The 22,974-nt window shown below is 69.1% G+C and carries 23 protein-coding genes; 11 read left to right on the forward strand and 12 right to left on the reverse strand.

From position 1 onward, the window contains the following. Nucleotides 1-65: 65 nt before the first annotated feature. Complete coding sequence (locus tag IEY88_RS09475) at nucleotides 66-962, reverse strand: hypothetical protein (protein ID WP_189154230.1); 897 nt, start codon at nucleotides 960-962, stop codon at nucleotides 66-68. Beyond that, entirely contained in the window at nucleotides 959-1,486 is a 528-nt protein-coding gene (locus IEY88_RS09480) for a SigE family RNA polymerase sigma factor (protein ID WP_189154231.1), read from the reverse strand. Before IEY88_RS09480 ends, IEY88_RS09475 begins: the two co-directional genes overlap by 4 nt. A 113-nt stretch (nucleotides 1,487-1,599) precedes the next feature. Here IEY88_RS09480 and IEY88_RS09485 point away from each other — a divergent pair, with 113 nt between their 5' ends. From IEY88_RS09485 to IEY88_RS09500, 4 genes are read left to right on the forward strand one after another with little or no spacing between them, the layout of a single operon-like run. Next, nucleotides 1,600-2,385, forward strand: coding sequence for an IclR family transcriptional regulator (locus tag IEY88_RS09485; protein ID WP_189154232.1), 786 nt, complete (start codon nucleotides 1,600-1,602; stop codon nucleotides 2,383-2,385). Nucleotides 2,386-2,421: 36 nt separating this feature from the next. Further along, nucleotides 2,422-2,844, forward strand: coding sequence for a MarR family winged helix-turn-helix transcriptional regulator (locus IEY88_RS09490; RefSeq protein WP_189154233.1), 423 nt, complete (start codon nucleotides 2,422-2,424; stop codon nucleotides 2,842-2,844). Between the two features lie 11 nt (nucleotides 2,845-2,855). Continuing rightward, nucleotides 2,856-3,698, forward strand: a complete 843-nt coding sequence (locus tag IEY88_RS09495; protein WP_189154234.1) for a haloalkane dehalogenase — start codon at nucleotides 2,856-2,858, stop codon at nucleotides 3,696-3,698. A 9-nt stretch (nucleotides 3,699-3,707) separates the two neighbouring features. Then, complete coding sequence (locus IEY88_RS09500; protein ID WP_189154235.1) at nucleotides 3,708-4,721, forward strand: GNAT family N-acetyltransferase; 1,014 nt, start codon at nucleotides 3,708-3,710, stop codon at nucleotides 4,719-4,721. A 31-nt stretch (nucleotides 4,722-4,752) separates the two neighbouring features. Here IEY88_RS09500 and IEY88_RS09505 read toward each other — a convergent pair whose 3' ends face one another. Beyond that, nucleotides 4,753-5,649, reverse strand: a complete 897-nt coding sequence (locus tag IEY88_RS09505) for an ABC transporter substrate-binding protein (RefSeq protein WP_189154236.1) — start codon at nucleotides 5,647-5,649, stop codon at nucleotides 4,753-4,755. A 152-nt stretch (nucleotides 5,650-5,801) separates the two neighbouring features. Between IEY88_RS09505 and IEY88_RS09510 the strand changes: the two genes are divergently transcribed. Then, nucleotides 5,802-6,995, forward strand: a complete 1,194-nt coding sequence (locus IEY88_RS09510) for an RNA-guided endonuclease InsQ/TnpB family protein (protein ID WP_189154237.1) — start codon at nucleotides 5,802-5,804, stop codon at nucleotides 6,993-6,995. 28 nt (nucleotides 6,996-7,023) lie between these two features. Here the strand turns inward: IEY88_RS09510 and IEY88_RS09515 are convergent, their stop codons facing one another. The 3 genes from IEY88_RS09515 to IEY88_RS09525 are packed head-to-tail and all read right to left on the reverse strand — an operon-like array spanning nucleotide 7,024 to nucleotide 9,412. Beyond that, entirely contained in the window at nucleotides 7,024-7,689 is a 666-nt protein-coding gene (locus IEY88_RS09515) for an ABC transporter permease (RefSeq protein ID WP_189154238.1), read from the reverse strand. A gap of 5 nt (nucleotides 7,690-7,694) precedes the next feature. Continuing rightward, nucleotides 7,695-8,333: an ABC transporter permease gene (locus tag IEY88_RS09520; protein WP_189154239.1), complete on the reverse strand. Its 639-nt coding sequence runs from the start codon at nucleotides 8,331-8,333 to the stop codon at nucleotides 7,695-7,697. Continuing rightward, nucleotides 8,330-9,412: an ABC transporter ATP-binding protein gene (locus IEY88_RS09525; protein ID WP_189154240.1), complete on the reverse strand. Its 1,083-nt coding sequence runs from the start codon at nucleotides 9,410-9,412 to the stop codon at nucleotides 8,330-8,332. Before IEY88_RS09525 ends, IEY88_RS09520 begins: the two co-directional genes overlap by 4 nt. A 132-nt stretch (nucleotides 9,413-9,544) precedes the next feature. On the opposite strand from IEY88_RS09525, the gene IEY88_RS09530 reads away from it, so the two are divergent. Then, nucleotides 9,545-11,095 (forward strand): bis-aminopropyl spermidine synthase family protein, encoded by a 1,551-nt coding sequence (locus tag IEY88_RS09530; RefSeq protein ID WP_189154241.1) that lies wholly within the window; start codon nucleotides 9,545-9,547, stop codon nucleotides 11,093-11,095. Here the strand turns inward: IEY88_RS09530 and IEY88_RS09535 are convergent. Together IEY88_RS09535 and IEY88_RS09540 are read right to left on the reverse strand one after the other, a co-directional pair. After that, a complete protein-coding gene (locus IEY88_RS09535; RefSeq protein ID WP_229693209.1) occupies nucleotides 11,057-14,233 on the reverse strand; it encodes a bifunctional diguanylate cyclase/phosphodiesterase in 3,177 nt (1,058 codons plus the stop codon). The genes IEY88_RS09530 and IEY88_RS09535 overlap by 39 nt on opposite strands. A gap of 225 nt (nucleotides 14,234-14,458) precedes the next feature. Continuing rightward, nucleotides 14,459-15,655: an NAD(P)-dependent malic enzyme gene (locus IEY88_RS09540; RefSeq protein ID WP_373294052.1), complete on the reverse strand. Its 1,197-nt coding sequence runs from the start codon at nucleotides 15,653-15,655 to the stop codon at nucleotides 14,459-14,461. 333 nt (nucleotides 15,656-15,988) lie between these two features. Here IEY88_RS09540 and IEY88_RS09545 point away from each other — a divergent pair, with 333 nt between their 5' ends. Next, nucleotides 15,989-16,588: a dTDP-4-dehydrorhamnose 3,5-epimerase family protein gene (locus IEY88_RS09545; RefSeq protein ID WP_189154242.1), complete on the forward strand. Its 600-nt coding sequence runs from the start codon at nucleotides 15,989-15,991 to the stop codon at nucleotides 16,586-16,588. Here the strand turns inward: IEY88_RS09545 and IEY88_RS09550 are convergent. Continuing rightward, nucleotides 16,578-16,880 (reverse strand): S24 family peptidase, encoded by a 303-nt coding sequence (locus IEY88_RS09550; protein WP_268241220.1) that lies wholly within the window; start codon nucleotides 16,878-16,880, stop codon nucleotides 16,578-16,580. The genes IEY88_RS09545 and IEY88_RS09550 overlap by 11 nt on opposite strands. A 75-nt stretch (nucleotides 16,881-16,955) precedes the next feature. Between IEY88_RS09550 and sodN the strand changes: the two genes are divergently transcribed. Beyond that, on the forward strand, nucleotides 16,956-17,363 hold the full coding sequence (gene sodN, locus IEY88_RS09555; RefSeq protein WP_093592081.1) for a superoxide dismutase, Ni: 408 nt from the start codon (nucleotides 16,956-16,958) through the stop codon (nucleotides 17,361-17,363). A 78-nt stretch (nucleotides 17,364-17,441) separates the two neighbouring features. Here the strand turns inward: sodN and IEY88_RS09560 are convergent, their stop codons facing one another. The 3 genes from IEY88_RS09560 to IEY88_RS09570 all read right to left on the reverse strand — a co-directional run bounded on the left by IEY88_RS09560 (nucleotide 17,442) and on the right by IEY88_RS09570 (nucleotide 21,257). After that, nucleotides 17,442-18,176, reverse strand: coding sequence for a class I SAM-dependent methyltransferase (locus tag IEY88_RS09560; RefSeq protein WP_189154243.1), 735 nt, complete (start codon nucleotides 18,174-18,176; stop codon nucleotides 17,442-17,444). 108 nt (nucleotides 18,177-18,284) lie between these two features. Next, the gene (locus tag IEY88_RS09565; protein WP_189154244.1) at nucleotides 18,285-20,909 is read right to left on the reverse strand and encodes an alpha/beta hydrolase family protein; all 2,625 of its coding nucleotides are present in this window, start codon (nucleotides 20,907-20,909) and stop codon (nucleotides 18,285-18,287) included. 186 nt (nucleotides 20,910-21,095) lie between these two features. Further along, nucleotides 21,096-21,257, reverse strand: coding sequence for a hypothetical protein (locus IEY88_RS09570; RefSeq protein WP_189154245.1), 162 nt, complete (start codon nucleotides 21,255-21,257; stop codon nucleotides 21,096-21,098). Between the two features lie 68 nt (nucleotides 21,258-21,325). Between IEY88_RS09570 and IEY88_RS09575 the strand changes: the two genes are divergently transcribed. From IEY88_RS09575 to IEY88_RS09585, 3 genes are all read left to right on the forward strand, one after another. Beyond that, nucleotides 21,326-21,922, forward strand: coding sequence for a histidine phosphatase family protein (locus IEY88_RS09575; protein ID WP_189154246.1), 597 nt, complete (start codon nucleotides 21,326-21,328; stop codon nucleotides 21,920-21,922). Continuing rightward, complete coding sequence (locus IEY88_RS09580; protein ID WP_189154247.1) at nucleotides 21,922-22,395, forward strand: GNAT family N-acetyltransferase; 474 nt, start codon at nucleotides 21,922-21,924, stop codon at nucleotides 22,393-22,395. The genes IEY88_RS09575 and IEY88_RS09580 overlap by 1 nt, the downstream gene beginning before the upstream one ends. Before the next feature lie 123 nt (nucleotides 22,396-22,518). Then, nucleotides 22,519-22,935: a DUF5684 domain-containing protein gene (locus IEY88_RS09585; protein WP_229693210.1), complete on the forward strand. Its 417-nt coding sequence runs from the start codon at nucleotides 22,519-22,521 to the stop codon at nucleotides 22,933-22,935. The last annotated feature ends 39 nt before the right edge of the window (nucleotides 22,936-22,974 follow it).

Consider the following 22,974-nt stretch of genomic DNA (forward strand, 5'->3'; position numbering starts at 1 on the left):
CAGCGCCCCGGAGCCGAGTCAGCGACCCCGGAGCGCCCGATGGTGTCTGGGACTCCAGACAGGGGCTAGAGGCCCTTGCCGATCCAGCCGGTGTCGGGCTTGCCGACGAGCTCGACGTCGTTCACCAGCTCGACCAGCCGGTCGGAGTAGGCGCTCGAGGTCGCCCAGATCCAGCGTTCGCCGTCGGAGACCGCGACGGTGGCGCCCGAGCGCAGACCCTCTCTGCCGCGCACGGACACCGGTTCGGCCGCGGCCAGTTCCGGCTTCTGTGTCGCCACGTGCACGGTGGCCGAGCCCAGGTTCAGCGACGCGTCCCACCGGTCCGGCGCGACGCCCGACATCTGGTCGGCGTACTCGCCCTCGACCTTGAACGGCGCCCGGTGCGTCGCCTTGGCGTCGGCGCGCACCGACTCGGCCACGCGCAGGGCGACGGCCCGCACGTCGTCGACGCCGCGGACCGACACGTCCAGGGCGTCCTGCGCCTTCCAGACCACGGACGCGGCGCCGTCAGCGACCCGTGCCCACGCCTTCAGCCCGCGCACGGTGACCTCGTCCCAGCCGGCGGTCCCCGGCATCCCGCCGAGGGCGGTGAGGACGACGCTCGCCTTGCCGTCCGCGACGCTCCACACCCGCGTGACCGCGTTGTTCGTCGTGCGGGAGGTCTCGCCGAAGCCTTCCGGCAGCCAGTGCGGGGCGTACTTGAGCGAGACCTCCCCGCTGCCGACCGGCACGAGCGCGGCGGCGGCGTCGTTCGGCATCGGCGGGGCGTACCTGTCGCTCGCGATGAGCCCGCCGAAGACCAGGACCGCGACGGCGGCGACTCCGGCCGTGGCGATCAGGAAGATGTTGTTCCGCTGCCTCTTGCGCTTGCGCCGCAAGGCGTTGAGCGTCGGCCCCGGATGCGGAGTGCGTTCGGCCAGCCGGCCGAGAGCCTCCTTGATGAGCTGTTCGGTGTCGTTCACGACAGGCCCTCCCCTAGCCGCAACCCGACACCAGCGGGTTCCGGCGTGTGGTCCAGGCGGAGTGTGGCCAGCGCACGTGAGATGTGGCTGCGCACTGTTCCCTCGGCACAACCGAGCATCTGTGCGATCTCCGAGTCCTCGTAGTTCTCGTAGTAGCGGAGCACGACGGCGGCCCGCTGTTTGCGGGGGAGCTTCGCGATCCGCTGCAACATTGCTTCCCGCTCGTCGTAGTGGTGCGTCGTGTCGCCGACGGGCGGGGTGACGGACTCGAGAGTCGTGTTGCAGAGAGCAACGTCCTTCGCGGCCCTGCGTCTGCGCCACGAGAGGTACTCGTTGGTCACCATGCGCTTGACGTAGGCGTGAGGGAGGTCGACTGAACCGATGCGTTCCCACTTCTGCTGCGCACGCAGCAGCACTTCCTGGACCACGTCCTGGGCCAGGTGCGGGTCGCACGTGAGCACGGTGGCATAGCGCAGCAACGGGGTTACCTGTTCCGCCACGAAGTCATCGAAACTCGGTGTCAATCCCGACCCCCTTCAAAACCGTCACGCCCCTCCAACGCTCCCCGGACGTGTTCTGTTGAGTGTGCCCTGATGTAGTAACGGCGTGGGCTGCATCACGTGGGAAAATCACAGTTGTGGGCAGCAGCAGTGACGTTCCCGCGCTCCGGCGAGGGCTAGCGGTCCTCCGGCTGCTGGCGGGCAGACCGGGGCCCGTCTCCGCGGCATCGGTCGCGCGTGAGCTCAACCTGCCCAGGTCAACGACGTACCACCTGCTCTCGGAGCTGACCGAGGCCGGTTTCGCGACCCACTTCCCCGAGGAGAAGCGGTACGGCCTAGGCGTCGCGGCCTTCGAACTCGGCTCGGCCTACCTGCGCCACGACCCGCTGGAGCGCCTCGCTCGCCCGTTGCTGCGCAAGCTCGCCGATCGGATGGAGAAGGTCGCGCATCTGGGTGTTCTGCACGGGGCGGAGGCGCTGTACCTGGTACGGGAGCAGCCCCGGCAACCGCAGTCGATCGTGTCCGACGTCGGTGTCCGGCTGCCCGCCCACCTGACGGCCTCGGGCCGCGCGATGCTCGCTCACCTGCCTCCGGCGCAGGTCAGGGCGGTGCTGCCGTCCGTAGCGGCGTTCGTCGACCGGACGGGGCGCGGGCCGCACAACCTCCCGGCGCTGCGCCGGCTGCTGACGCTGGAACGCCGTCAGGGCTGGTCGGTCGAGGACGGGTTCGTCACGGCGGGGTTCGCCTCGGTGGCGGCGCCGGTGTTCGACCACGGCGAGCGGCCGATCGCGGCGATCACGCTGACGTTCCGGCACGTGTGCGACACGCCCTGCGGCCAGACATGGCCCGACCTGGCCAAAGAGGTGCGCAAGGCAGCCGAGGAGCTGACGGTCCGGATCGGCGGGCACGCGGCCTCGGGTTAGTGGCCATGTACATAGTAGCCATGTACCGTATCTGCCATGAGCAGTGCGGGACCGACGCCTGGGCACCTCGTGTGGCGTCTGGCGATGAAGTGGCGGACGGCCGTTGATCGCGCGTTGGACCCCCTCGGGCTGACGCACGCGCAGTACGTCGTGTTGTCGTCGTTGGCCGCCCTCGACCGGCCGTCGCAACGCGAACTGGCCGACCACACCGGTCTCGAACCGCTCTACGTCTCGAAGCTGGCGCGCTCGCTGGAGGCCTCGGGGTTCATCTCTCGCACCCGTGACGCCGTCGACACCCGGACCATGCGGCTCGCGCTGACCCCGCGCGGCGTCGAAGTCGTCGAGCCCGCCATCACGACGGTCCGCTCCCTGATGGACCGCCTGCTGACCCCGCTGGGAGACAGGACTGACGCGCTGTCCCGCGACCTGACCGCGCTGCTCGCCGTTCCCCTCGACTGAGGAGCACCTCGATGCCCGTCGTCCCCGTCCTCGATTCGACCATGCACCACGAGGCACACGGCACCGCGCCGTTCGTGTTCCTGCACGGCAATCCCGCCTCATCGCACATCTGGCGCAACATCCTGCCGGAGCTGGGCGGGCTCGCTCCGGACCTCATCGGCATGGGCAGATCAGGCAAGCCGGCCATCGACTACTCGTTCGACGACCACGCCCGCTACCTCGACGCGTGGTTCGACGCCCTGGACCTGGAGCGCGTGGTGCTGGTCGGCCACGACTGGGGAGGCGCGCTGGCGTTCGACTGGGCGGCCCGGCACCCGGACCGCGTCGCGGGCGTCGCCTTCTTCGAGACGATGCTGAAGCCCATGGACAGCGCCGACCTTCCGCCTGCCGCACGCGAACGGACACGCAGGTTCCGCACCCCCGGCGTCGCCGAGGAACTGGTGCTGGACCAGGACACCCTCGTGCGCCAGGCGTTCACCGGCGGTGTGCGCACGCCGGTCTCGGACGAGGACATGGCCGTGTACCTGGCCCCGTTCCCCGATCGGGAGAGCCGCCGCCCGTTGCTCGCGTGGGTGCGGCAGCTCCCGGTCGACGGCGACCCGCCGGCGCTGATCCCCCGTATGAAGGCCTACGGCGAGTGGCTGACTGCGTCGCCGGTTCCGAAGCTGTTGATGACCTTCGAGAACTCCCCGACGCTGGCCATCGGACCCGCGCTCACCGCGTGGTGCCGGGAGAACATCGCCGCGCTGGACGTCGTCGCGCTGGGCGAGGCCGGGCACCACGCGCAGGAGGACCGGCCGAAGGAGATCGCGGCCTGCGTCACGGCCTGGGCAGAACGCCACAACCTTGCTTAGATCGAAGGTATGGGGGCAAAAGACGAGTTCGATCCCGCACAGAAGTCCGAGCTGGAACTGGGCACGGCGACGGAGGAGCTCGACTTCGCCTCCGCCTCCGAAGTAGACCGGCGCGCCCTGTACGAGGTGGCGGCTGCCTGGACGGTCGAGGACTCACCCGGCAAGGAGCCGCCGCCCTACGAGGCTTTCGTCGCCATGTGGGAACTCCACGACGACATCGGTTTCGAGCCGCCGCGCTTCGTCGTCGCCCGGCGAGCCGGGAAGATCATCGGCTACGGCGAGGTGCGGATCTCCGAGACCGAGGCGAACGCGCACCTCGCCACCGCCAACGTGGTGGTGCTGCCGGACCACCGCCGTCGCGGCACAGGCACGGCGCTGCTCCGCGCCATGCTCCCGCTGACGAACGGCCGCACCGTCGTCGAGGCGTGGAGCGTCTTCAAGGACACCCCGGGCGAACGGTTCGCCACCGCCCAGGGGTTCCGCGTCGTCACCACCATGACGAGGCAACGGCTCACCATCGGAGACCCACCCGAGATCGGTGATCTTCCGGCCGGGTACGAGCTCGTCACGTGGAAGGGCGCGGCACCGGAGGAGTTCGTCGAGGCGTACGTCGAGGCGCTCAACGGCATCAGGGACGCGCCGCAGGGCGAGACGTCGCTCGACCTGACGCGCAACACGGTCGAGAGCATCAGGCGGGAGGAAGCCGCCACCGTCCCGGTCCGCTGGATCGTCCTGCTGCTGCACGAGGGCGAGGCCGCCGGCGTCACCGTCGTCGAGGTGAACCCGGCCGTGTCCACCGTGGCCGAGCAACTGCACACGGTCGTGCTGCCCGCACATCGCGGCCGGGGGTTCGGCAGGCTCATCAAGGCGCACATGCTGCACAACCTGGAAGGCGTCGAAACGATCAACACGCGCACCAGCAGCGACAACGAGCACATGCTGCGCGTGAACCACTCGCTGGGCTACGAGGACCGCTTCGTCTACATGGGCGTACAAGCGAAAACCGCCGACCTGCGGGCGTGAGGCCTGCGGGCCGGCGGTTCTCCGGGGTCGATCAGATGCCGGCGGAGGCCAGCCACTCCTTGGCGACCTTCTCCGGCTCCGGCTTGTCCGGCGCCGACAGCTTCTGGTTCAGGTCCAGCAGCGTCTTCGTGTCGAGCTTCTTCGAGATGGCGTTGAGGGTGTCGCGGACCTGCTGCGACGCCTTCTTCTCGTTGATCAGCGGCAGCACGTTCTGCGCCGCGAAGACGTTCTTCGGGTCCTCCAGCACGACGAACTCGTTGGCCTTGATGGCCGCGTCCGTCGTGAAGAGGTCGGCCGCCTGCACCGCGTTGTCCTTCAGACCGGCGACGGTCACCGGGCCGCCGACGTCGAGGACCTTGAACTCCTTGAACTCACAGGCGTACTTGGCCTTCAGGCCCGGCAGGCCGTCCGCGCGGTCCTGGAACTCCGGCGGCCCGCCGAAGACCAGGTCCTTGCAGTACGGCACGAGGTCGTCGATCGACTTCAGGCTGTACTGGGCCGCGATCTGCTTCGTGACGACGACCGCGTCCTTGTCCTCGGCGGACGACTTGTCGAGCACGATCAGGTTCTGCGGCAGCGCCTTCTTCAGCGCCTCGTACACCTCGTCGGAGCCGACCTGCGTCGCCGACTTGTCGATGTACTTGAGCAGCACGCCGCTGTACTCGGGGATCAGGTCGATCGAGCCGTCCTGCACACCCTTGTAGTACAGCTCGCGGTTGCCGATGTTCAGCTTCTTCGACACCTTGACGCCCTTGGCGGCCAACGCTTCCGCGTAGATCTCCGCGAGCAGGCGCGACTCGGGGAAGTTGCCGGAACCCACGACGATCGTGTCCGTCGGTGCAGGGTTGTCGGCGCCGCCCGTCAGCGGGTCACCACCGCACGCCGACAGGAGCATCACGGCTGCGACAGCCGTGGCGATGCGCTTCATCTGAACTCCTCCGAGGAGACCCCGTCATTCAAGGCGGGGAGGAAACGGACCCCTGTGGAGCAGGACAGGGGCAGTTGTGTCGTCATCAGCGGGACATTGCGTCCGCAGCCCACCCATGTGGGGCCACACAGCGACTTGATATTCTTAAAACTGTGAACGGGCAGGTGAAGCGGGCTTTCCGGTACCGCTTCTATCCGACCGACGCGCAAGAAGCAGAGTTGTCGCGCACGTTCGGATGCGTCCGCAAGGATTACAACCTGGCATTGCAGGCCCGTGCGGAGGCGTGGGCACAGCGCGGAGAACAGGTCAGGTACGCCGCCACTTCGGCGATGCTGACCGAGTGGAAACGCACAGAGGAACTGGCGTTCCTGGGAGAGGTGTCGTCGGTGCCGCTGCAGCAGGCGTTGCGGCATCTGCAGGCGGCATTCTGCAACTTCTGGGCGAAACGCGCACGGTATCCGCGGTTCAAGTCGCGCAAGAAGTCGCGTCCCAGCGCCGAGTACACGCGTTCGGCTTTCCGCTGGCGCGACGGGGTGCTGATCTTGGCGAAGATGTCGGAGCCGTTGGACATTCGTTGGTCGCGAACGCTGCCCGATGGGATGACACCCTCTACGGTGACCGTGTCGCGTGACGCGGCCGGGCGTTGGTTCGTATCCATGCTGTGCGAAGACCCCGGCGTCCTCCCATTGCCCGCCGGCGATTCGGCGGTGGGCATCGATCTCGGTCTCGACCATCTGCTGACTCTCTCGACCGGAGAGAAGATCGCCAATCCCCGGCACGAGCGCCGTGACCGGCACGCTCTCGCCAAAACACAGCGGGCCTTGTCCCGCAAACACATCGATAGCAAGAACCGGGCCAAAGCCCGAGTCAAGGTCGCCCGCGTGCATGCCCGGATCGCAGACCGGCGCACGGACCACCTGCACAAGATCACCACTCGGCTCGTGCGTGAGAACCAAACGCTCGTGATCGAGAACCTGACCGTGTCCACCATGGTCGGCAACCGCAGCCTCGCCCGCGCCATCAGCGACGCGGGCTGGCGAAAGTTCCGGCAGATGCTGGAGTACAAAGCCAGCTGGTACGGACGGGACGTGATCGTGATCGATCGCTGGTTCCCTTCCTCCAAACTGTGCTCCACCTGCGGTGCGCTCGCAGCGTCGATGCCATTGCACGTACGTACGTGGACCTGTGGCTGCGGCGCGACCCATGACCGGGACGTGAACGCGGCGCGCAACATTCTGGCCGCCGGACTGGCGGTGACAGTCTGTGGAGCCGGTGTAAGTCCTCAACGGAGCACTCCGGGCGGGCGGTCGGCGACGAAGCAGAAATCCCTGCGGCGCGAGCCGTAGGACTCCCCTCGTTCTCGAGGTGAGGAGGTCAACTCTTTCCTCCGCTTCCCACTGGACGCAGCCCTGGCGAGACCGTCAGCCGTTGCAGGCCGGCGAACCCCAGGTCGACGAGAACGGCGAGCAGTGCCACGAGCACCGCGCCGGCGAGCATCTGTCCGAAATCCTGCAGGGCGAGGCCGTCGAAGACGAACCTGCCGAGACCACCGGCGCCGGTGTAGGCGGCGATGGTGGCGGTCGCGACCACTTGCAGTGCGGCGCCGCGGAAACCGCCGTAGATCAACGGGAGCGCGTTCGGGATCTCCACCTGGAGCAGCACGCTCGACTCGCGCATGCCGACGCCCCTCGCGGCGTCGACCGTCACCGGGTCCACCGCGCGGATGCCGGCGTACGTGCCCGCCATGATCGGCGGGATCGCCAGCAGCACCAGCGCGACGTACACCGGGAAGTCACCCAGACCCGCCCACAGCACGACGAGGATCAGCACCGCCGTGGTCGGCAGCGCCCTCAGCGCGTTGGAGAGTCCGACGATCACGAACCCGCCCTTGCCGGTGTGCCCGACGAACGCGCCGAGCGGGATCGCGATGAGCGCGGCGATCACCAGGGTCAGCAGCGTGTAGCCGAGATGTTCCAGCAACCGCACCGGGATCCCGGTCGTGCCGGACCAGTGCGCGGGGTCGAAGAGCCAGCCACCCACTCAGCTCACCTCCCCACCCGTGCCCACGGCGTGAGCAGCCGTCCGATCAGCAACAGCAGGCCGTCCGCGAGCACCGCCAGCACGACCGTCCCGATCAGGCCCGCGAGGACCTTGTCGGTGTTGTCGGTCTGGTAGCCCTCGGTGAAGAGCTGGCCGTAGCCGCCGAGCCCGACGAGCGCGCCCACGCTCACCATGCTGATGTTCGACACGGTCGCGACCCGCAGGCCCGCGATCGTGACCGGCAGCGCCAGCGGGAAGTCGACGGTGAGGAAGCGCCGCAGTGGCCGGAAGCCCATCGCGTTCGCCGCGGCGACCACGTTGCCCGGCACCGCCGACAGCGCGTCCGCGACGGACCGGATCATCAGCGCCACCGTGTAGACGGTCAGCGGCACGATCACGTTGATCTCGTCGAGGATCTTCGTGCCGATCAGCACCGGCGTGATCACGATCAGCGCGATGGACGGGATCGTGAAGAGCACGTTGGCGAACGGGAAGAGGACCAGGCGCGCTTTCGGAGACCGGCTCGCCCACCACCCCAGCGGGATGGAGAGCGCGAAACCGGCCAGCACCGGCACGACGGAGAGCCGGAGGTGCACCGCGGTGACTTCCCAGAACCTTTCCCAGTTCTCGAAAATCCAGGTCACTTCGGGACCTCACCCGCCGCGCGGGCCTTCGCGAGCGCCTGGATCACGTCGTCCGCCTTGACCACGCCGGTGACGGCACCGGCGTCGTCGACCACCACGCCGAGCGCGGACGGCGAGCTGAGCGCCGCGTCGAGCGCGCCCCGCAGGCTGGAGCCGTCGTAGAGCGAGCCGCCGGAGACGAGGTCGCGTTCGCTGACCTCGACCTCACCGTCCACACCGGACAACCAGCCCCTGGGCCGGTTCTGCTCGTCGACGACGAGCGTCCAGTCGGTGATCGTGACGCGTTCACCGAGCTTGGCCGTGGCGACGGGGTGCACGGGCACCTCGGCGTGCAGGAACGTGAGGGTGCGGTAGCCGCGGTCCCGTCCGACGAACGAGGCCACGAAGTCGTTGGCGGGCGCGCTGAGCAGCTCCGTCGGCTTCGCGTACTGCGCGAGGTGCCCGCCGGTCTGGAACACCGCGACGCGCTCGCCGAGCTTGAGCGCCTCGTCGATGTCGTGCGTGACGAACACGATCGTCTTGTCGAGTTCCGCTTGCAGGCGAAGGAGTTCGTTCTGCAGGTCCTCGCGCACGACCGGGTCGACGGCGCTGAACGGCTCGTCCATGAGCAGCACGGGCGGGTCCGCCGCGAGCGCGCGGGCGACACCCACGCGTTGCTGCTGACCGCCGGAGAGCTGGGCCGGGTACCGCTTGCCGAAGTTCGCGTCGAGCCCGACGATCTCGAGCAGCTCCGCGGCCCTCGTGCGCGCCTTGCGCTTGTCCCAACCGGACAGGAGCGGCACGGTCGCGATGTTGTCCAGCACGGTCCGGTGCGGGAAGAGCCCTGCCTGCTGGATCACGTAGCCGATGCCGCGCCGCAGCGTGGGCGGGTCGACGGTGAGGACGTCCTTGCCGTCCACCAGGATCGTGCCCGACGTCGGGTCGATCATGCGGTTGACCATGCGCAGCGACGTCGTCTTGCCACAGCCGGAAGGACCGACGAACACCGTGATGGTGCCCGCCTCGACCGCGAGGTCGAGCTCGTCGACAGCGATGGTCCCGTCCTCGAACCGCTTGGTTACGGCCCGGAACTCGATCACCCTTCGGATCCCTCCGGTCGCGACGACCACCCCGATTGGGCCGCCCTGGATGTAGATCCCAAAGACCTTAACTCGTTCGGCGTACCCCGGCACAGCGTTCCACCATGTGACTGGCCGTATGGTTTAGCGCTTGTGACGATCGATCAGGTGCGGCAGTTGGTGGCGGAACGCGGCGTGCACGCCCGCAAGCTCCGCGAGGTGTTGTCCCTGCTCAGTGAGGACTGGCACCCGCTGGCAGAACTCGTGCGCCTGCCGGCCGTGCCGCGCCGCACCGTGCAGGACCTGCTCAAGGCGCTGGGCGACGACGCCGAATCTTCAGGCGATCGTTACCGCATCGCTCCCGGCCTGGTCGGCGCGTACCGCGCGGAGTTCGGCGTGTCCGGTGTCCGTGACCACACCGACGTGCTGCGGCAGATCCTCGTGGACATCGCGGACGTGCCGCCGCCGTTGTCCTCGTTGGACCACGTGCAGGCGACGGCGGAGACCGCTCTCAACCGCGTGGTGTGGCTGGACTCGGCGTACGACCTGGCGGGCAAGCGGTTGCTGTGCCTGGGTGACCACGATCTCACGTCGCTGGCCATCGCCGCCGTCAACCCGAACGTGTCGATCACGGTCGTGGACCTCGACGAGCGCCTGCTGGAGTTCATCGACTCACGCGCCCAGGCACGGGGGCTCGACATCCGGACGTTGCACTGCGACATGCGTTTCGGTCTGCCCCAGGCCGTCCTCGAGTCCGCGGACCTGGTCTTCAGCGACCCGCCCTACAGCGCCGAGGGCATGGGCCTGTTCGCCGGTCGCGCCATCGAGGCGTTGGAGGACATCGCGTCGGGCCGGCTGCTGCTCGCCTACGGCTTCTCCGACCGCACGCCCGCACTGGGTCTGAAGGTGCAGCAGGAACTGCAGAAGCTCGGGCTGGTGTTCGAGGCGATCCTGCCCGCGTTCCACCGCTTCGACGGCGCGCAGGCCATCGGGTCCGCCGCCGACCTCTACGTGTGCCGGCCGACGGGCCGTCGCGCGGTCGCCGGCGGCACGCGGATCTACACGCACGGCGCGCAGTCCGTGGAGTCGTCCGGACCGTCGCAGGAGGCTTTGTCCGCCCTGTCGGAACTGGCGCCGCGGCCGGAGTCCTCGCCGCCGCCCAAGCCCCGCGCGGCGGGCTGGGCCGAGCCCGTCGGGAAGGGCGCGGCCTCGCTGGCCGTCGATCTCTCGGCGGACCCCGGGCCGTGGCTGCTGCGGACCCTCCTCGCCTCGTCTCCCGCACGGCTGGCGTGCCTGGTGCCGAACAACCACCCGGCGGTGTCGTCCGAGGCCGGGCAGAAGGAACTGCAGGAACTGGTGGCGACCCGGTTCAAGCTGAAGTTCCTGCGCAACAACCCCGATGGCAAGACGACGATCGTCGTCGCCGACCAAGTGCTCGCCGGCACGTTGTCGCTCGGTGAGCGCACGGTCCGCGAGGTGCTGATGAAGGCGCACGGCAAGCTGCGCAACGTCTGGCGCGAGGCGCTGATCACCGCGGCGCAGGGCGTGCTGACCAAGCGGCAGGCCGCGGAGATCGTCGACGACGCCTCCGTGTCCCAGGAGGACCTGGAGCTGCGGCTGATCGACCTACCCAAGCACCGGATCGCGGCGCTGCTCCCCGAAATCTCAGCCAGCGCGGGGTATGTGGAGCGGCCCGAGAGCTAGCACCGCGCGGAACTCCTTGGGCGGCACCGGACGCGAGAACAACCAGCCCTGGTACGCGTCCACGCCGACACCGCGCAGGACGTGGAACTGGGTGGCGGTCTCCACGCCCTCCGCCACGCACTTGCGGCCCATCGCCCGCGCCATGTCGACGACGGCGCGGGCGACGGCGAAGTCCGAGGAGTCGTTGCCCACACCCGAGACGAAGCGCCGGTCCACCTTGATGATCTGGGCCGGCAGGTCCTTCAGGCGGGCGAGCGACGAGTAGCCGGTGCCGAAGTCGTCCACCGCGAACTGGACGCCGCGCTTCACCAGTTCGTCCATCGACTGGCGGACGCGGGACGGCAGGTCGACGAACGCCGTCTCGACCAGCTCCAGCACCACGCGTTCCCACGGGACGCCGGACTCCATGATCGCGGTCGACACGATGTCGACGAACTCCGGATCACCCGGCACCAGGCCGGCGAGGTTCACGGCGACGGACACCGGGCGGCCGTCGGGCGCGGGCCAGGTCGAGGCCTCCTTCAGCGCCGTCCGCAGCACCCAGCGGTCGAGTTCGCGCATCAGGTCGCCCTGCTCGGCGACCGGCAGGAACACGTCCGGCGGCAGCAGGCCGCGGTCGGGGTGCGGCCAGCGGACGAGCGCCTCGGCGGTCAGCACGGCGCCGTCGACGCCGACGACGGGCTGGTAGTGCAGCGCCAGGCCGTCGTTCTGCAGGGCCTCGCGCAGCTGGCCTTCGAGGTGCACCTGGCGGTCGGCGGACGCGATCAGCGCCGCCGAGGCCAGCGACACGCGTCCGGCACCGGCTCGCTTCGCCTCGAACATCGCGGCGTCCGCGAACCTCAGCAGGTCGGCACCGTTGGCGCGCGAGCCGTTCGGGACGGCGGCGCCGATCGACGCCGAGACCCGGACGAGCTGGCCGTGCACCGGGACCGCGGTCCTGAGCAACGAGGCGACGCGGGTGGCCAGGGCGTCGACGCCGCCCACCGAGTCGATGTCCTCGGAGATGATCACGTACTCGTCGCCGGACAGGCGGGCGGCGGTGCAGCCGTCGGGCAGGCCGCCCTCCAGCCGGCGCGCCAGGGCCACGAGCAGCTCGTCGCCCGCGTCGTGGCCTAGGGAGTCGTTGACGCGCTTGAAGTTGTCGATGTCGCAGAAGAGGACGGCGACCTTGGCGCGGTCCGGGCCCTCCAGCGCCTTGCCGAGGATCTCCTTCACCAGCGCGCGGTTCGGCAGGCCGGTCAGCTCGTCGTGGGTGGCCTGGTGGCGCAACGCCTCGGCGGCGCGGCGGCGTTCGGTGATGTCCAGGAACACGATCAGCCAGAAGCGGCGGCCGTCGTCCTGCACGGACAGCGCGATGTGCAGCTCGCAGTAGACCTTCTCGCCGTCCGGGCGGACCAGGATGCGCTGCGGGATCTTCTGCGTGCGCTCGGCGGCCCACTGCAGGCCCGGCGACGTGTCCTCGGGGTGGGTGAGCTGCTCGGCGGTCATGCCGCGCAGCTGCTCCAGTTCCATGCCGAGCAGGTCGCACAACGCGTCGTTCGCGTCGACCAGGCGCTCGCCCTCGTCGAACAGGCCGATGCCCACCGGTGTCACGGACACGAGGTCGGTGAAGCGCTGCGACGACCGCTTCATACGCGCTTCGGCGGCACGCTGCTCGGTGACGTCCTGGGCGGTGCCGACGGCGAGATGCCTGCCGTGCGGGCCGTGGACGATCATGCCGTGGCAGCGGAAGATCCGCGTCGAGCCGTCGTTGCGCACGACGCGGTGCTCGAACTGCGAGGCGATCTCGTCCACCACCAGCTGGCGGCACGTGTCGTCGACCCAGCCGCGGTCCTCGGGGTGCACCAGGTCGAGGTACGCCTGGTAGCTGCCGGGAAGCTCGGCGGGCAGGCCGAAGAGCTCGCGCAGCATGTCCGACCACACGACGTCGCCGGTCGCCGGGTTCCACTCCCACATGCCGAGCCGTGCGGCCTGCTGCGCGTCGGCGAGTCTTCGGCGGTCCTCGCGCATCTGGCGTTCCAGCGCACGCGCTTCCGTGACGTCCTGGATGGTGCCGTGGTAGCGCTCGATGCGGCCGGACGGCGCGACCTCCGCGCGGGCCCGGCACATGTAGACGCGCTCGCCGACCTCGCTGCGGACCTCGACCTCGACCGGTTCGCCGTCGCTCGCGTGCAGCAACGAGTGCCGGATCGCCTTGACGGCCTCGCGGTCCTCCGGGTGCACGCCGCTGAGCAGGTCGTCGTCCGGGTGCATGCCCAGCTCGGCGTACATCTCCATCAGCACTTCGCTGCGGTGCACGGCCCGCGTGCCCGTCTCGTACGCCCAGCTGCCGATGCGGGCGATGCGCTGGGCCTCGAGCAGCCGCGCCCGTTCCTGGGCGAGCTCGGTGGCCGCGCGCTTGGCCTCGGTGATGTCGCGGATGTAGCCGGTGATCTTGTCCAGGGCGCCGGCGTCGTCCAGCCTCGCCTCGGCGACACCGCGGATCCACCGCAGCTGGCCGTCCGGGCGGACGATCCGGTACTCGATGTCGATCGGGTCGCCGGTGATCTCGCGGCCGTGCCAGTACGTCTCGACCATGTGGAAGTCGTCCGGGTGCACGACGTCGAGGACGGCCTGCGCGCCCGGCACGACGGAGCCGCGGTCGAGGCCGAGGAGTTCGTAGTGGGTGTCCGACCAGACGGTCATGCCGGTGCCGGGGTCGAACTCCCAGGAGCCCAGGTTCGCGACCCGCTGCACCTTGCGCAGGCGGCGCTGCTCGTCGCGCAACGCGTCCGCGGCGGCGGCGAGGTCGGAGACGTCGATCAGCAGGACGGCCTGCAGGCCCGTGCCGGGAACGGCGTGCCGGGCGACGCGCACCGGCAGTTCGGTGCCGTCCGCGCGCAGCAGCCTGAGGTCCGCGGAGTTGCCGAGGAGCAGCTCACCGAGGGCGTGGCCGACCAGGTCGTCGGCTCCCTGCGCGTTGGCGAGGTCCACCGCGGCCGGGTTCGCCTGCATGACGACACCCTTGGCGTCAACGAGCAGCGACGGCGCGTCGGGCAGGGTCAGCCCGTCCAGCGTCATCGGAGGTTTCCCGTTCGCCGAAGCAGCCGTCCGTGCACGGCCGTTCACCACTGTCGCGCGTCCCACCCACTTGGGCACCGACCCACCCTCTCCCGCATTCACCGCCCGCGGCAATTCGGGTGGGCACGACAACGGCACCCGAACGGCGGCAAACACGAACCCTCTCCTCGGGTGAACACCCGAGGAGAGGGACGGTAGCGCTTCAGAGCGTCATCGCCCACCCCTGCACGGGTTAACGAAAAGCCACGTTCGTGGTTCCGGTCTCCGTGAAGATGCAAAAGAGTGGCGAATACAAGGGTGTGATCAGGCGACTCCGTCGGCCTTCGCCGCGACGGCCACAGCCGCTGCGACCTCGGGTCCGACGCGCGGGTCCAATGCCGAGGGCACAATTCGATCTGGACCCAAATCATCCTTCGCGACCGCGAGAATGGCATCCGCGGCGGCGAGTTTCATGCCTTCCGTGATCCGTCGCGCACCCGCGTCGAGAGCCCCGCGGAAAATGCCGGGGAACGCGAGCACGTTGTTGATCTGGTTCGGGAAGTCGCTGCGTCCGGTCGCCACGATCGCGGCGTGCCGGGCGGCGACCTCCGGGTGCACCTCGGGGTCCGGGTTCGACAGCGCGAAGACGATCGAGCCGGGCGCCATGCTCGCGATCAGGTCCTCGGAGACCTTGGAGGACGAGACGCCGATGAAGACGTCCGCGCCGCGCAGCGCCACGTCGATGCCGCCGGCGAGGTTCGTCCTGTTGGTGACCGCCGCGATCTCCTCCTTGACGGGGTTGAGACCGGCCCGGCCCGTGCGGACGATGCCGCGCGAGTCGAGCAGCGTGATGTCGCCGGCACCGGCGGCGAGGAGGATCTTGGCGATCGCGATGCCCGCGGCGCCCGCACCGGAGATGACCACCCGCTGGTCGGCGATGCTCTTGCCGAGGACCGTGTTCGCACCGTTGAGTGCCGCCAGCGACACGACGGCCGTGCCGTGCTGGTCGTCGTGCATGACCGGGCAGTCGAGCGCCTCGATCAGCTTCCGCTCCAGCTCGAAGCAGCGGGGCGCGGAGACGTCCTCGAGGTTGACCGCGCCGAACGACGGGCGCAGCCGGACGAGCGTCTCGACGATCTCGTCCACGTCCGTCGTGTTGAGCACGAGCGGGATGGAGTCAAGGCCGCCGAACGTCTTGAACAGCGCGGACTTGCCCTCCATGACGGGCAGCGACGCGCTCGGGCCGATGTCACCGAGACCGAGCACCGCGGTGCCGTCGCTGACGACGGCGACGAGGCGGTGCGCCCACGTGTACCTGGCGGCCAGCGAGGGGTCCTCGGCGATGGCCTTGCTCACTCGTGCGACACCAGGGGTGTACGCGATGGACAGCGCCTTCGGGTCAGCGAGCGAGGCGGTCGCGCCGACCTCGAGCTTCCCGCCCAGGTGCGCGTTGAAGATCTCCTCGTCCGTCAACTGCGTCGGATCGGAGTTCTCGGTACGGGCTTCGTTCACTGCTGTCACGGCGTCCCTCCTGCGGTGCGGGCGGCGTAGTGGCCCAGACGTGGGCTCATCACCAAACGGCGCACCGGCCCAGCGTTGTCACGCCGGGTGCACGGGGCCTGGAAACTCGGTCGATGCCCTCCGACGAGTTGCGTCGGAGAACCGCACGAGCGTTGCGGGTGCCGGAAGTGTGGCAGGGTCCCGCGTCGCTGTCTGCGGCGGGGATCACACTTTTTCCGCAGGTCAGAGGGCATGTAGCAAGACGTCCGTCCGGTTTTCTGCACCGACCGGTCAGTTTCCGCTGGCAGGAAGCACCCGATCGGTCAAGAAAAGTTGACGCCTTAGAGTGACGGCATGCAGGCGAGTTCGCTGAAAATTGAAGGCGCGTTCGAGTTCACCCCTCGGACATTTCCCGACGACCGCGGCGTGTTCGTCTCGCCGTACCAGGAGGCCGCCTTCACCGAGGCGGTCGGGCACCCGTTGCGGGTCGCCCAGACCAACCACAGCGTCTCCCGCGCGGGGGCGATCCGCGGCATCCACTACGCGGACGTGCCGCCGTCCCAGGCGAAGTACGTCTTCTGCCCGCGCGGCTCGTTCATCGACGTGATCGTGGACATCCGCGTCGGCTCCCCCACGTTCGGGCAGTGGGACGCCGTGCTGGTGAACTCCACGAAGTGCAACGCGGTCTACCTCGCGGAGGGCCTCGGCCACGCGATGATCGCGCTCGAAGACGACACGACCATGAACTACCTCTGCTCCACCGTCTACAACCCGACCGGCGAACACGGCCTCACTCCCCTCGACCCGGCACTCGACCTCCCGTGGCCGCGCGAGCTCGAGTTCCTGCTGTCGGAGAAGGACACCGCCGCCCCGACCCTCGCCGAGGCGTACGAGGCCGGCGTCCTGCCGCGTTACGAGGACTGCCTGGCCCTCTACGCGTCCCTCAAGGCCTGAGGGTCGGCCTCGGCCATAGTCGAGCTTTGACGACTCCGAGCACTTCCGCAGGTCCGAGGTGCTCGGAGTCCGTGCTCGCGAACGGGTTGTCTCCCACGACGTGCCACCCGCCGTCCACTTGATGAGAGACACGTTTGATCGAGAGCTGCTCCGGCCTGCTGGCCCATTTGACCAGCACGACGTCGTTGGGCTTGGGCTTCGCACCCCACCTGACCAGCACGATGTCGTCGTGGCGGAGGGCAGGCACCATCGACGGCCCCTGCACGAGCACGGTGGAAAGACGCGATCTCAACGATCACCCTTCGATCAGCCGGAGTAGGGTTCTCCCCGTCGGAGCATCCACTGTTTTTTCATTCTGGGAGGAACGATGCGACTCGTGTCGCGCATTCTCCGCCCGCGCGTCGAAGCCACCGCGCACTGCGACCTGCCGTGCGGTGTCTACGACCCCGCGCAGGCCCGCATCGAGGCCGAGTCGGTCAAGGCGGTCCAGGAGAAGTACCAGGCCAACGAGGACCCGGAGTTCCGGGAGCGCGCCATCCTGATCAAGGAGCAGCGCAGCGAGCTCGTCAAGCACCACCTGTGGGTGCTGTGGACGGACTACTTCAAGCCGCCGCACTTCGAGAAGTACCCCGAGCTGCACGACCTGTTCAACCGCGCCACCAAGGCCGCGGGCGCGGGCGGCACGAAGGCGTCCATGGACCCGGCCTCGGGTCAGGCACTCCTCGACCTGATCGCGCAGATCGACAAGATCTTCTGGGAGACCAAGCAGGGCTGAGCCCCATAGCCTTGTCGACGGCGCTGACCAGCGAAAACTTCTTCGCAGGTCAGCGTCGTTCTTCGTCCGCCCCCCGAGTCAGGCTGCTTCCAGGACGAAGAACAGGAAGCTCAGGAACGCCCCGGACGGGAACTCCGCCATCTCCTCGGGGAACAGTTCACGAGCCTCCGGCGCCGCAGGCGGCTCGCTGATGACGGCCGTGCGGAAGCCCGCCGCAGTGAAGGCGTCGGTCATCGCGTGCAGCGGCCGGTGCCAGTAGGTGAGCGTGGCCTTCTGGCCGTCGAAGTCGTAGTCGTCGGTCCACTTGGTGGTCTCGAAGTAGTTGGTCTTGCGCTCCAGGAACGGGAGCATGATGGGGTGGTTGACAGCCACGATCAGCCGGCCACCGGACTTCAGCACCCGCCGCAGCTCGGCCAGCGGCCCGGCCCAGTCCTCCAGGTAGTGCAGGACCAGGGCGGCAACGCAGTCGTCGAACGCGCCGTCGGGGTACGGCAGCGGCTGCGTGATGTCGGCTACCCGCAGGTCCGCGTCGTCGCCGAGGCGCTGCCGGGCCAGCTCCACCATTTTCGCGCTGCGGTCGAAGCCGGTCACGACGGCGCCCTTGTCGCGCAGCGCCTGGGACACGGGACCGGAGCCGCACGCGGCGTCCAGGATCCGCCGGCCGATCACATCGCCGGCCAGATTCACGATCGCGGGCCGGGTGTAGTAGGCGTTGATGAGGCTGGTCTCGTTCACGGCCGTGTACCCCTCGGCGAAGAGGTCGTAGTCGTTTTCGACGGCCACGTCGGCTGAACTCTGTGAATCGGCAGGCATGTTCCCATACTGCCGAGTGATCGATCAGGGTGCCAGGAGATCACCACGCGGCCGCTCAGCGGCGCCCGTGAGGGTCGGGGTGGCCGCAGGAGCGGCCACCCGCGAACCTCACACCGCTTCGGTGACCTTGCCGATCACCTCGAAGCCGGGGCTGGTGGGAGTGATCCCGTCGAACTCCAGACGGAGCTGCTCCTCACCCTCGGCCTCGCTGTCGGTCGCGGTCGGCACCTCGAGGTCGAACGAGGTCTCGCCCGCCGGGATGTACACGAACGGCCGCAGTCCCGTGGAGGACAAGGGACGGGACGGCAGCGGTTCCTGACCCGAGTGCCTGAGGAACCAGTCGGCGTCGACGTCCGTTGTGGACAGTTCGGTGCCGGAGGCGGGTGCCACCGGTGATCCGCCGGCACCGATTCCCGCGTCGGCGGTCTCGGACAGCGTCACCCTCCACTTCAGGGTGCCGCCCTCCGCGACGCTGCCGGCGACCGGGGTGACGGTCAGCGACGGCACCGGGTCGTCGTTGCGCACCAGCAGGCCGCCGGACGCGGCGCCCACGACCGCGTTCGAGATCGCCTGCACCATGACGGGATGGCGGACGTCGCCGCCCCACTTCGTGTTGCCGGTGAACGTCACCGGGACCTCGGCACGGTTCTCGCCGGACGCCAGGGTCACGAGCTTGGTGGCGGGCTTGTTGCCCGGCTCGTTGTAGAAGAGCCGGACCACGCGGGTGCCGTTGCCGGACGCGGTGACGACGATGTTGTGCGTCTGCTCGCCGGAGTCGCCCTCGGCCACCGCGGTCGTGGTGGCGTCGACGCGGGACAGGCGCGTGGGAACCACGGGAACGAGGCCCTTGTCCCAGCCGTGGGCGTCGATCAGCCACGCCTCACCGGACGCGGACTCCGGGACCAGTTCCAGCGAGGCGACACGGCCGACGCCGGACGGCAACAGCACGCGAACTTCCTGTGCCCACAACGAACTCGTCCGGTCGCTGCCGGGAAGACCCGCCACCGAGACGGACCCGAGCGCGTGCCTCAGTCCGTTGTGGTCGGTCACGGCGATGCCGAACTTCGACGCGGCCGAGTTCGGCGGAACGGCCAGGCGCAGCGCCAGGTCGCGCGAACCGTTGAGCGACACCGGTGCGGAAGGCGTGATCACACCGGCCTGCCCGGCGGCCGTCCACTTCAGCGCGACCGACAGGCGTTCGGGCTGGGCCACCGCGCCGCGGAAGCCGACGAAGTGCGGTGAACGCGTTGCGCTGCAGGCGACAGCCACGTCACGCGAGGTCTGCTGGCAGACGCGCGCACTGCCGGACGCACCCGTGGGACCGTCCGGTACGACGAACGGCCTGCGGTCACCGCCGATGGCGTGCGAGAGGACGCGGGCCGGGTCGGCGGACGGGACGCGGACGCCCGAACCGTCGAGCAGCGGCAGCACGGACTCGTCGCGCCCGAGGAAGAGCCGCGCGGACGCCGCGAGGTAGGTGGCGCCCATGGTCTGCTGCTGCTCGGCGGTCAGCCGCGTCGGAGCACCCGGCGTGCACAGCGGATCCGGCTGCTGGCCGGGCCAGAAGTCGTCGAACGCCGGCGCCTCCGCCTGGCCGGGGGTCCACTCGCTGTTGAAGTAGTTGTGGTTCGCGCCGATCATGTACAGCGCGCTGTGCAACGCCTCGCCACGGCTCAGGCCGCGGGTCTGGTCCACGAAGATCTGACCCTGCAGGTCGGAGACGTCACCGTCGCAACCGGGCAGGTACGTCACCGAGGGCACGTCCGGCGCCGGGTTGTGGCCGAAGATCGTGGGGCCGATCAGCACGTTCCCGCGGATGTTCCAGCGCACCGGGCCGCTGAACCCGGTGTCGCCGGGCGGCGGGGTGAGGCTGTCGGTGGCGGCGCGGTTCACGCCCTCACCACCGCGGGAATGGCCCATCAGCAACACCTTGGACAGGTCGGCGGCCGGCGCTGACTTCACCGCGGCGGGCGCGGAACCGCGGCCGGAGGCCCAGTCCGCCCACTTCGCCAGGTGGTGGCGCACCAGCGACGAACGACCCTGCGCGCCGGCATCGGCGGTCATCGCGTCCTGGGCGTTGACGCCGTTGGCGGAGATCGACACCGTCAGATATCCCTGTGACGCCAGCAACTGCTGCGCCTTCAGGTATCCCTTGTGGCTCGGCACGGCGGTCAAACCGCTGGGGCACGGCCAGTTCATCCTGATCTGGTTGGGATCGGACTTGCTGTAGCACGTGAAGTGCCTGCCGTGCAGGAGGAGCACGAGCGGCCGCTTGCCGGGCGCGCCCTTGGGCGCGACGACGACGGCCTCCATCTCGACCGGCGCCGCATACTCGGGCAGCTCGACCGGGTCGAGCGCGTACTCACCGGTGGTGGTGGCGTACGGCCCCGGCTTGCCCGGATCCACGTCGGCCTGCGGCCGCAACGCCGGCAACTCGGGCACGGACAGTCCGGCCGACGGTGGTTCCAGCACGTCGAGCCGCTTGCCGGCCGACCGCACCTGCAGCGCGGCCGGGTTCTCCAGCACGGCCTTCACGGTGAAGCTCCGCAGGTCCGCCGACTCCCGGGCTCGCCCCAGGAAACGGTCGCCCTCCCAGAACTCCACGCCCGCGTCGCGCAGCGGCACGGGTGCGGAGGTGGTCCACCGGATCTCGTCTCCTGAGACGGTCCAGCCAGGTGTGGGAGGTGGTTCCGGCGCGGCCGACGCGAGTGGCGCCGATAGTACCGCGGCCATCAGAACAGGTATCAGAAGCGCAATCGAACGTCGCATGTGCGGGTCCCCCTCAAAGGACGATCCACTCCGTTCTAGCGACGCCGCACAGCACACGGCACGTGATGAGGCCGGAATCCGCCAATTGAAACGACGATCAGCCGAGAGTATTGCGCCATTCAGCCCAAGCACGTGCGGAAAAGCGCGAGTTCAGAACCCTCTGGGGTCCGTGCCGCGCTCGTTCTGGCTCAGCTTGTTCCACGTCGAGGTCAGCTCCGCCCGGATGCGTGCGACACGAACCCCGAAGGCCTCGCGGATCTCCTGGGCGTCGACCTCGTCGGGTGCGCCGTGGTCGGGGTGCTCGGCGGTCATGGCGCGCTGGGTACCTCAGGGGAGGACTCCCCCAAACGTGCCCCCCGTCACTCCCTAGGATCGAACATGTGAGCACCCACCTCTACCTGCTGCGCCACGGCCAGACCGAGTGGTCCGAGAGCGGCAGGCACACGGGACGCACTGACATCGAGCTGACGCCCGAGGGCGAGCAGCAGGCACGCCGCGCGGGCGCCGTGCTCGCCCGGCTGAGAGGCACGGACCAGGCACCCGCACTCGTGCTGACCAGTCCGCGGCAGCGCGCCACCAGGACGGCCGCGCTGGCCGGGCTGGAGGTCGGCGCGACGACCGAGGACCTGGCCGAGTGGGACTACGGCGACTACGAGGGCATCACCACGCCGCAGATCCGCGAGCGCGTGCCCGGCTGGACGGTGTGGTCGCACCCGATGCCGAACGGCGAGTCGCACGCGGAGGTGCAGGAACGGGCGCGCAAGGTCCTCGGCGAGGTGCGCAAGATCCTGCCCGGCGGTGACGTCGTGCTCGTGGGTCACGGGCACTTCAGCCGCGTGCTGATCGCGGCGTGGCTCGGTCTCGCGCCCGACCAGGGCGTCCACTTCGGACTGGACCCGGCCGGCATCTGCCAGCTGGGCGACGAGCGGGGCGACCCGCAGGTGCGCAGGCTGAACGTGCCTGCCTGGGAGGTGTGATGATCCGGCGGGTGGAACCGCGTGACGTCGACGCGGTCGTGGCCTTGGTCCACGAACTGGCGCTGTACGAGAAGGCACCGGAGCAGTGCCACCTCACTCCGGAGCAGTTGCGCACCGCGTTGTTCGGCGAGAGCCCCGCGTTGTTCGGTCACGTGGCCGAAGTGGACGGTCAGGTCGTCGGGATCGCGTTGTGGTTCCTGAACTTCTCGACGTGGGACGGCGTGCACGGCATCTACCTCGAAGACCTCTACGTCACGCCGGACCAGCGCGGCAAGGGCCTCGGGAAGCAGTTGCTGGAAGCGCTTGCCCAGGAGTGCGTCGCGAAGGGCTACAGCCGTCTGCAGTGGTGGGTGCTCAACTGGAACGAACCGAGCATCGGGTTCTACAAGTCCTTGGGCGCCATACCGATGGACGAGTGGACGACGATGCGCGTCTCGGGCGAGGCCCTGGTCGAGCTCGGCACTGCACGCTGAAGGTTGACGGAAGGTCTCAAAAGGCTCACGAAACGGGAATTCCACTGAGGACCGGCCCGCGGTGCTGGCAGCGTCCCTGCTCGCCGATCCCCCGGCACCAGCAAGTGGAAAGAAGGAAAGACCGTGGGCACTGACCCGACCACCATCGACCCCGCCGCGACCGGCATCGGCGTCGTCGGCACCATCATCTACCTGGCCGTCCTGGTCTTCGCCATCGTCGCGATGTGGAAGGTGTTCGCGAAGGCCGGCCAGCCCGGCTGGGCCGCGATCATCCCGTTCTACAACATCTACGTGTGGCTCAAGATCGCCGGCCGTCCTGGCTGGTGGCTGGTCCTGATGCTGATCCCGTTCGTCAACATCATCATCGCGGTGATCGTGTCGATCGACATCGCGAAGTCCTTCGCCAAGGACACCGTCTTCGGCATCGTCGGCCTGTGGCTGTTCAGCATCGTCGGTTACGCGATCCTCGCGTTCGGTGGCGCGCAGTACCGCGGCCCGGCGGCCCTCGCCGGCCAGCAGCAGGGCGCATACCGGGGCTGAACGCCCTGAACCACGTCGAGGCCGGGTCAGAAGCCACCC

The sequence above is a fragment of the Lentzea pudingi genome (genome assembly GCF_014646255.1).
Lineage (GTDB): Bacteria > Actinomycetota > Actinomycetes > Mycobacteriales > Pseudonocardiaceae > Lentzea > Lentzea pudingi.

Excerpts from the sequence above, each read along its gene's own strand:
- IEY88_RS09490 (WP_189154233.1), top strand. The coding sequence starts at position 2,422 with ATGAGCAGTGCGGGACCGACGCCTGGGCACCTCGTGTGGCGTCTGGCG.
- IEY88_RS09505 (WP_189154236.1), bottom strand. The coding sequence starts at position 5,649 with ATGAAGCGCATCGCCACGGCTGTCGCAGCCGTGATGCTCCTGTCGGCG.
- IEY88_RS09500 (WP_189154235.1), top strand. The coding sequence starts at position 3,708 with ATGGGGGCAAAAGACGAGTTCGATCCCGCACAGAAGTCCGAGCTGGAA.
- IEY88_RS09495 (WP_189154234.1), top strand. The coding sequence starts at position 2,856 with ATGCCCGTCGTCCCCGTCCTCGATTCGACCATGCACCACGAGGCACAC.
- IEY88_RS09570 (WP_189154245.1), bottom strand. The coding sequence starts at position 21,257 with ATGACCGCCGAGCACCCCGACCACGGCGCACCCGACGAGGTCGACGCC.
- IEY88_RS09565 (WP_189154244.1), bottom strand. The coding sequence starts at position 20,909 with ATGGCCGCGGTACTATCGGCGCCACTCGCGTCGGCCGCGCCGGAACCA.
- IEY88_RS09560 (WP_189154243.1), bottom strand. The coding sequence starts at position 18,176 with ATGCCTGCCGATTCACAGAGTTCAGCCGACGTGGCCGTCGAAAACGAC.
- IEY88_RS09580 (WP_189154247.1), top strand. The coding sequence starts at position 21,922 with ATGATCCGGCGGGTGGAACCGCGTGACGTCGACGCGGTCGTGGCCTTG.
- IEY88_RS09545 (WP_189154242.1), top strand. The coding sequence starts at position 15,989 with ATGCAGGCGAGTTCGCTGAAAATTGAAGGCGCGTTCGAGTTCACCCCT.
- sodN (WP_093592081.1), top strand. The coding sequence starts at position 16,956 with ATGCGACTCGTGTCGCGCATTCTCCGCCCGCGCGTCGAAGCCACCGCG.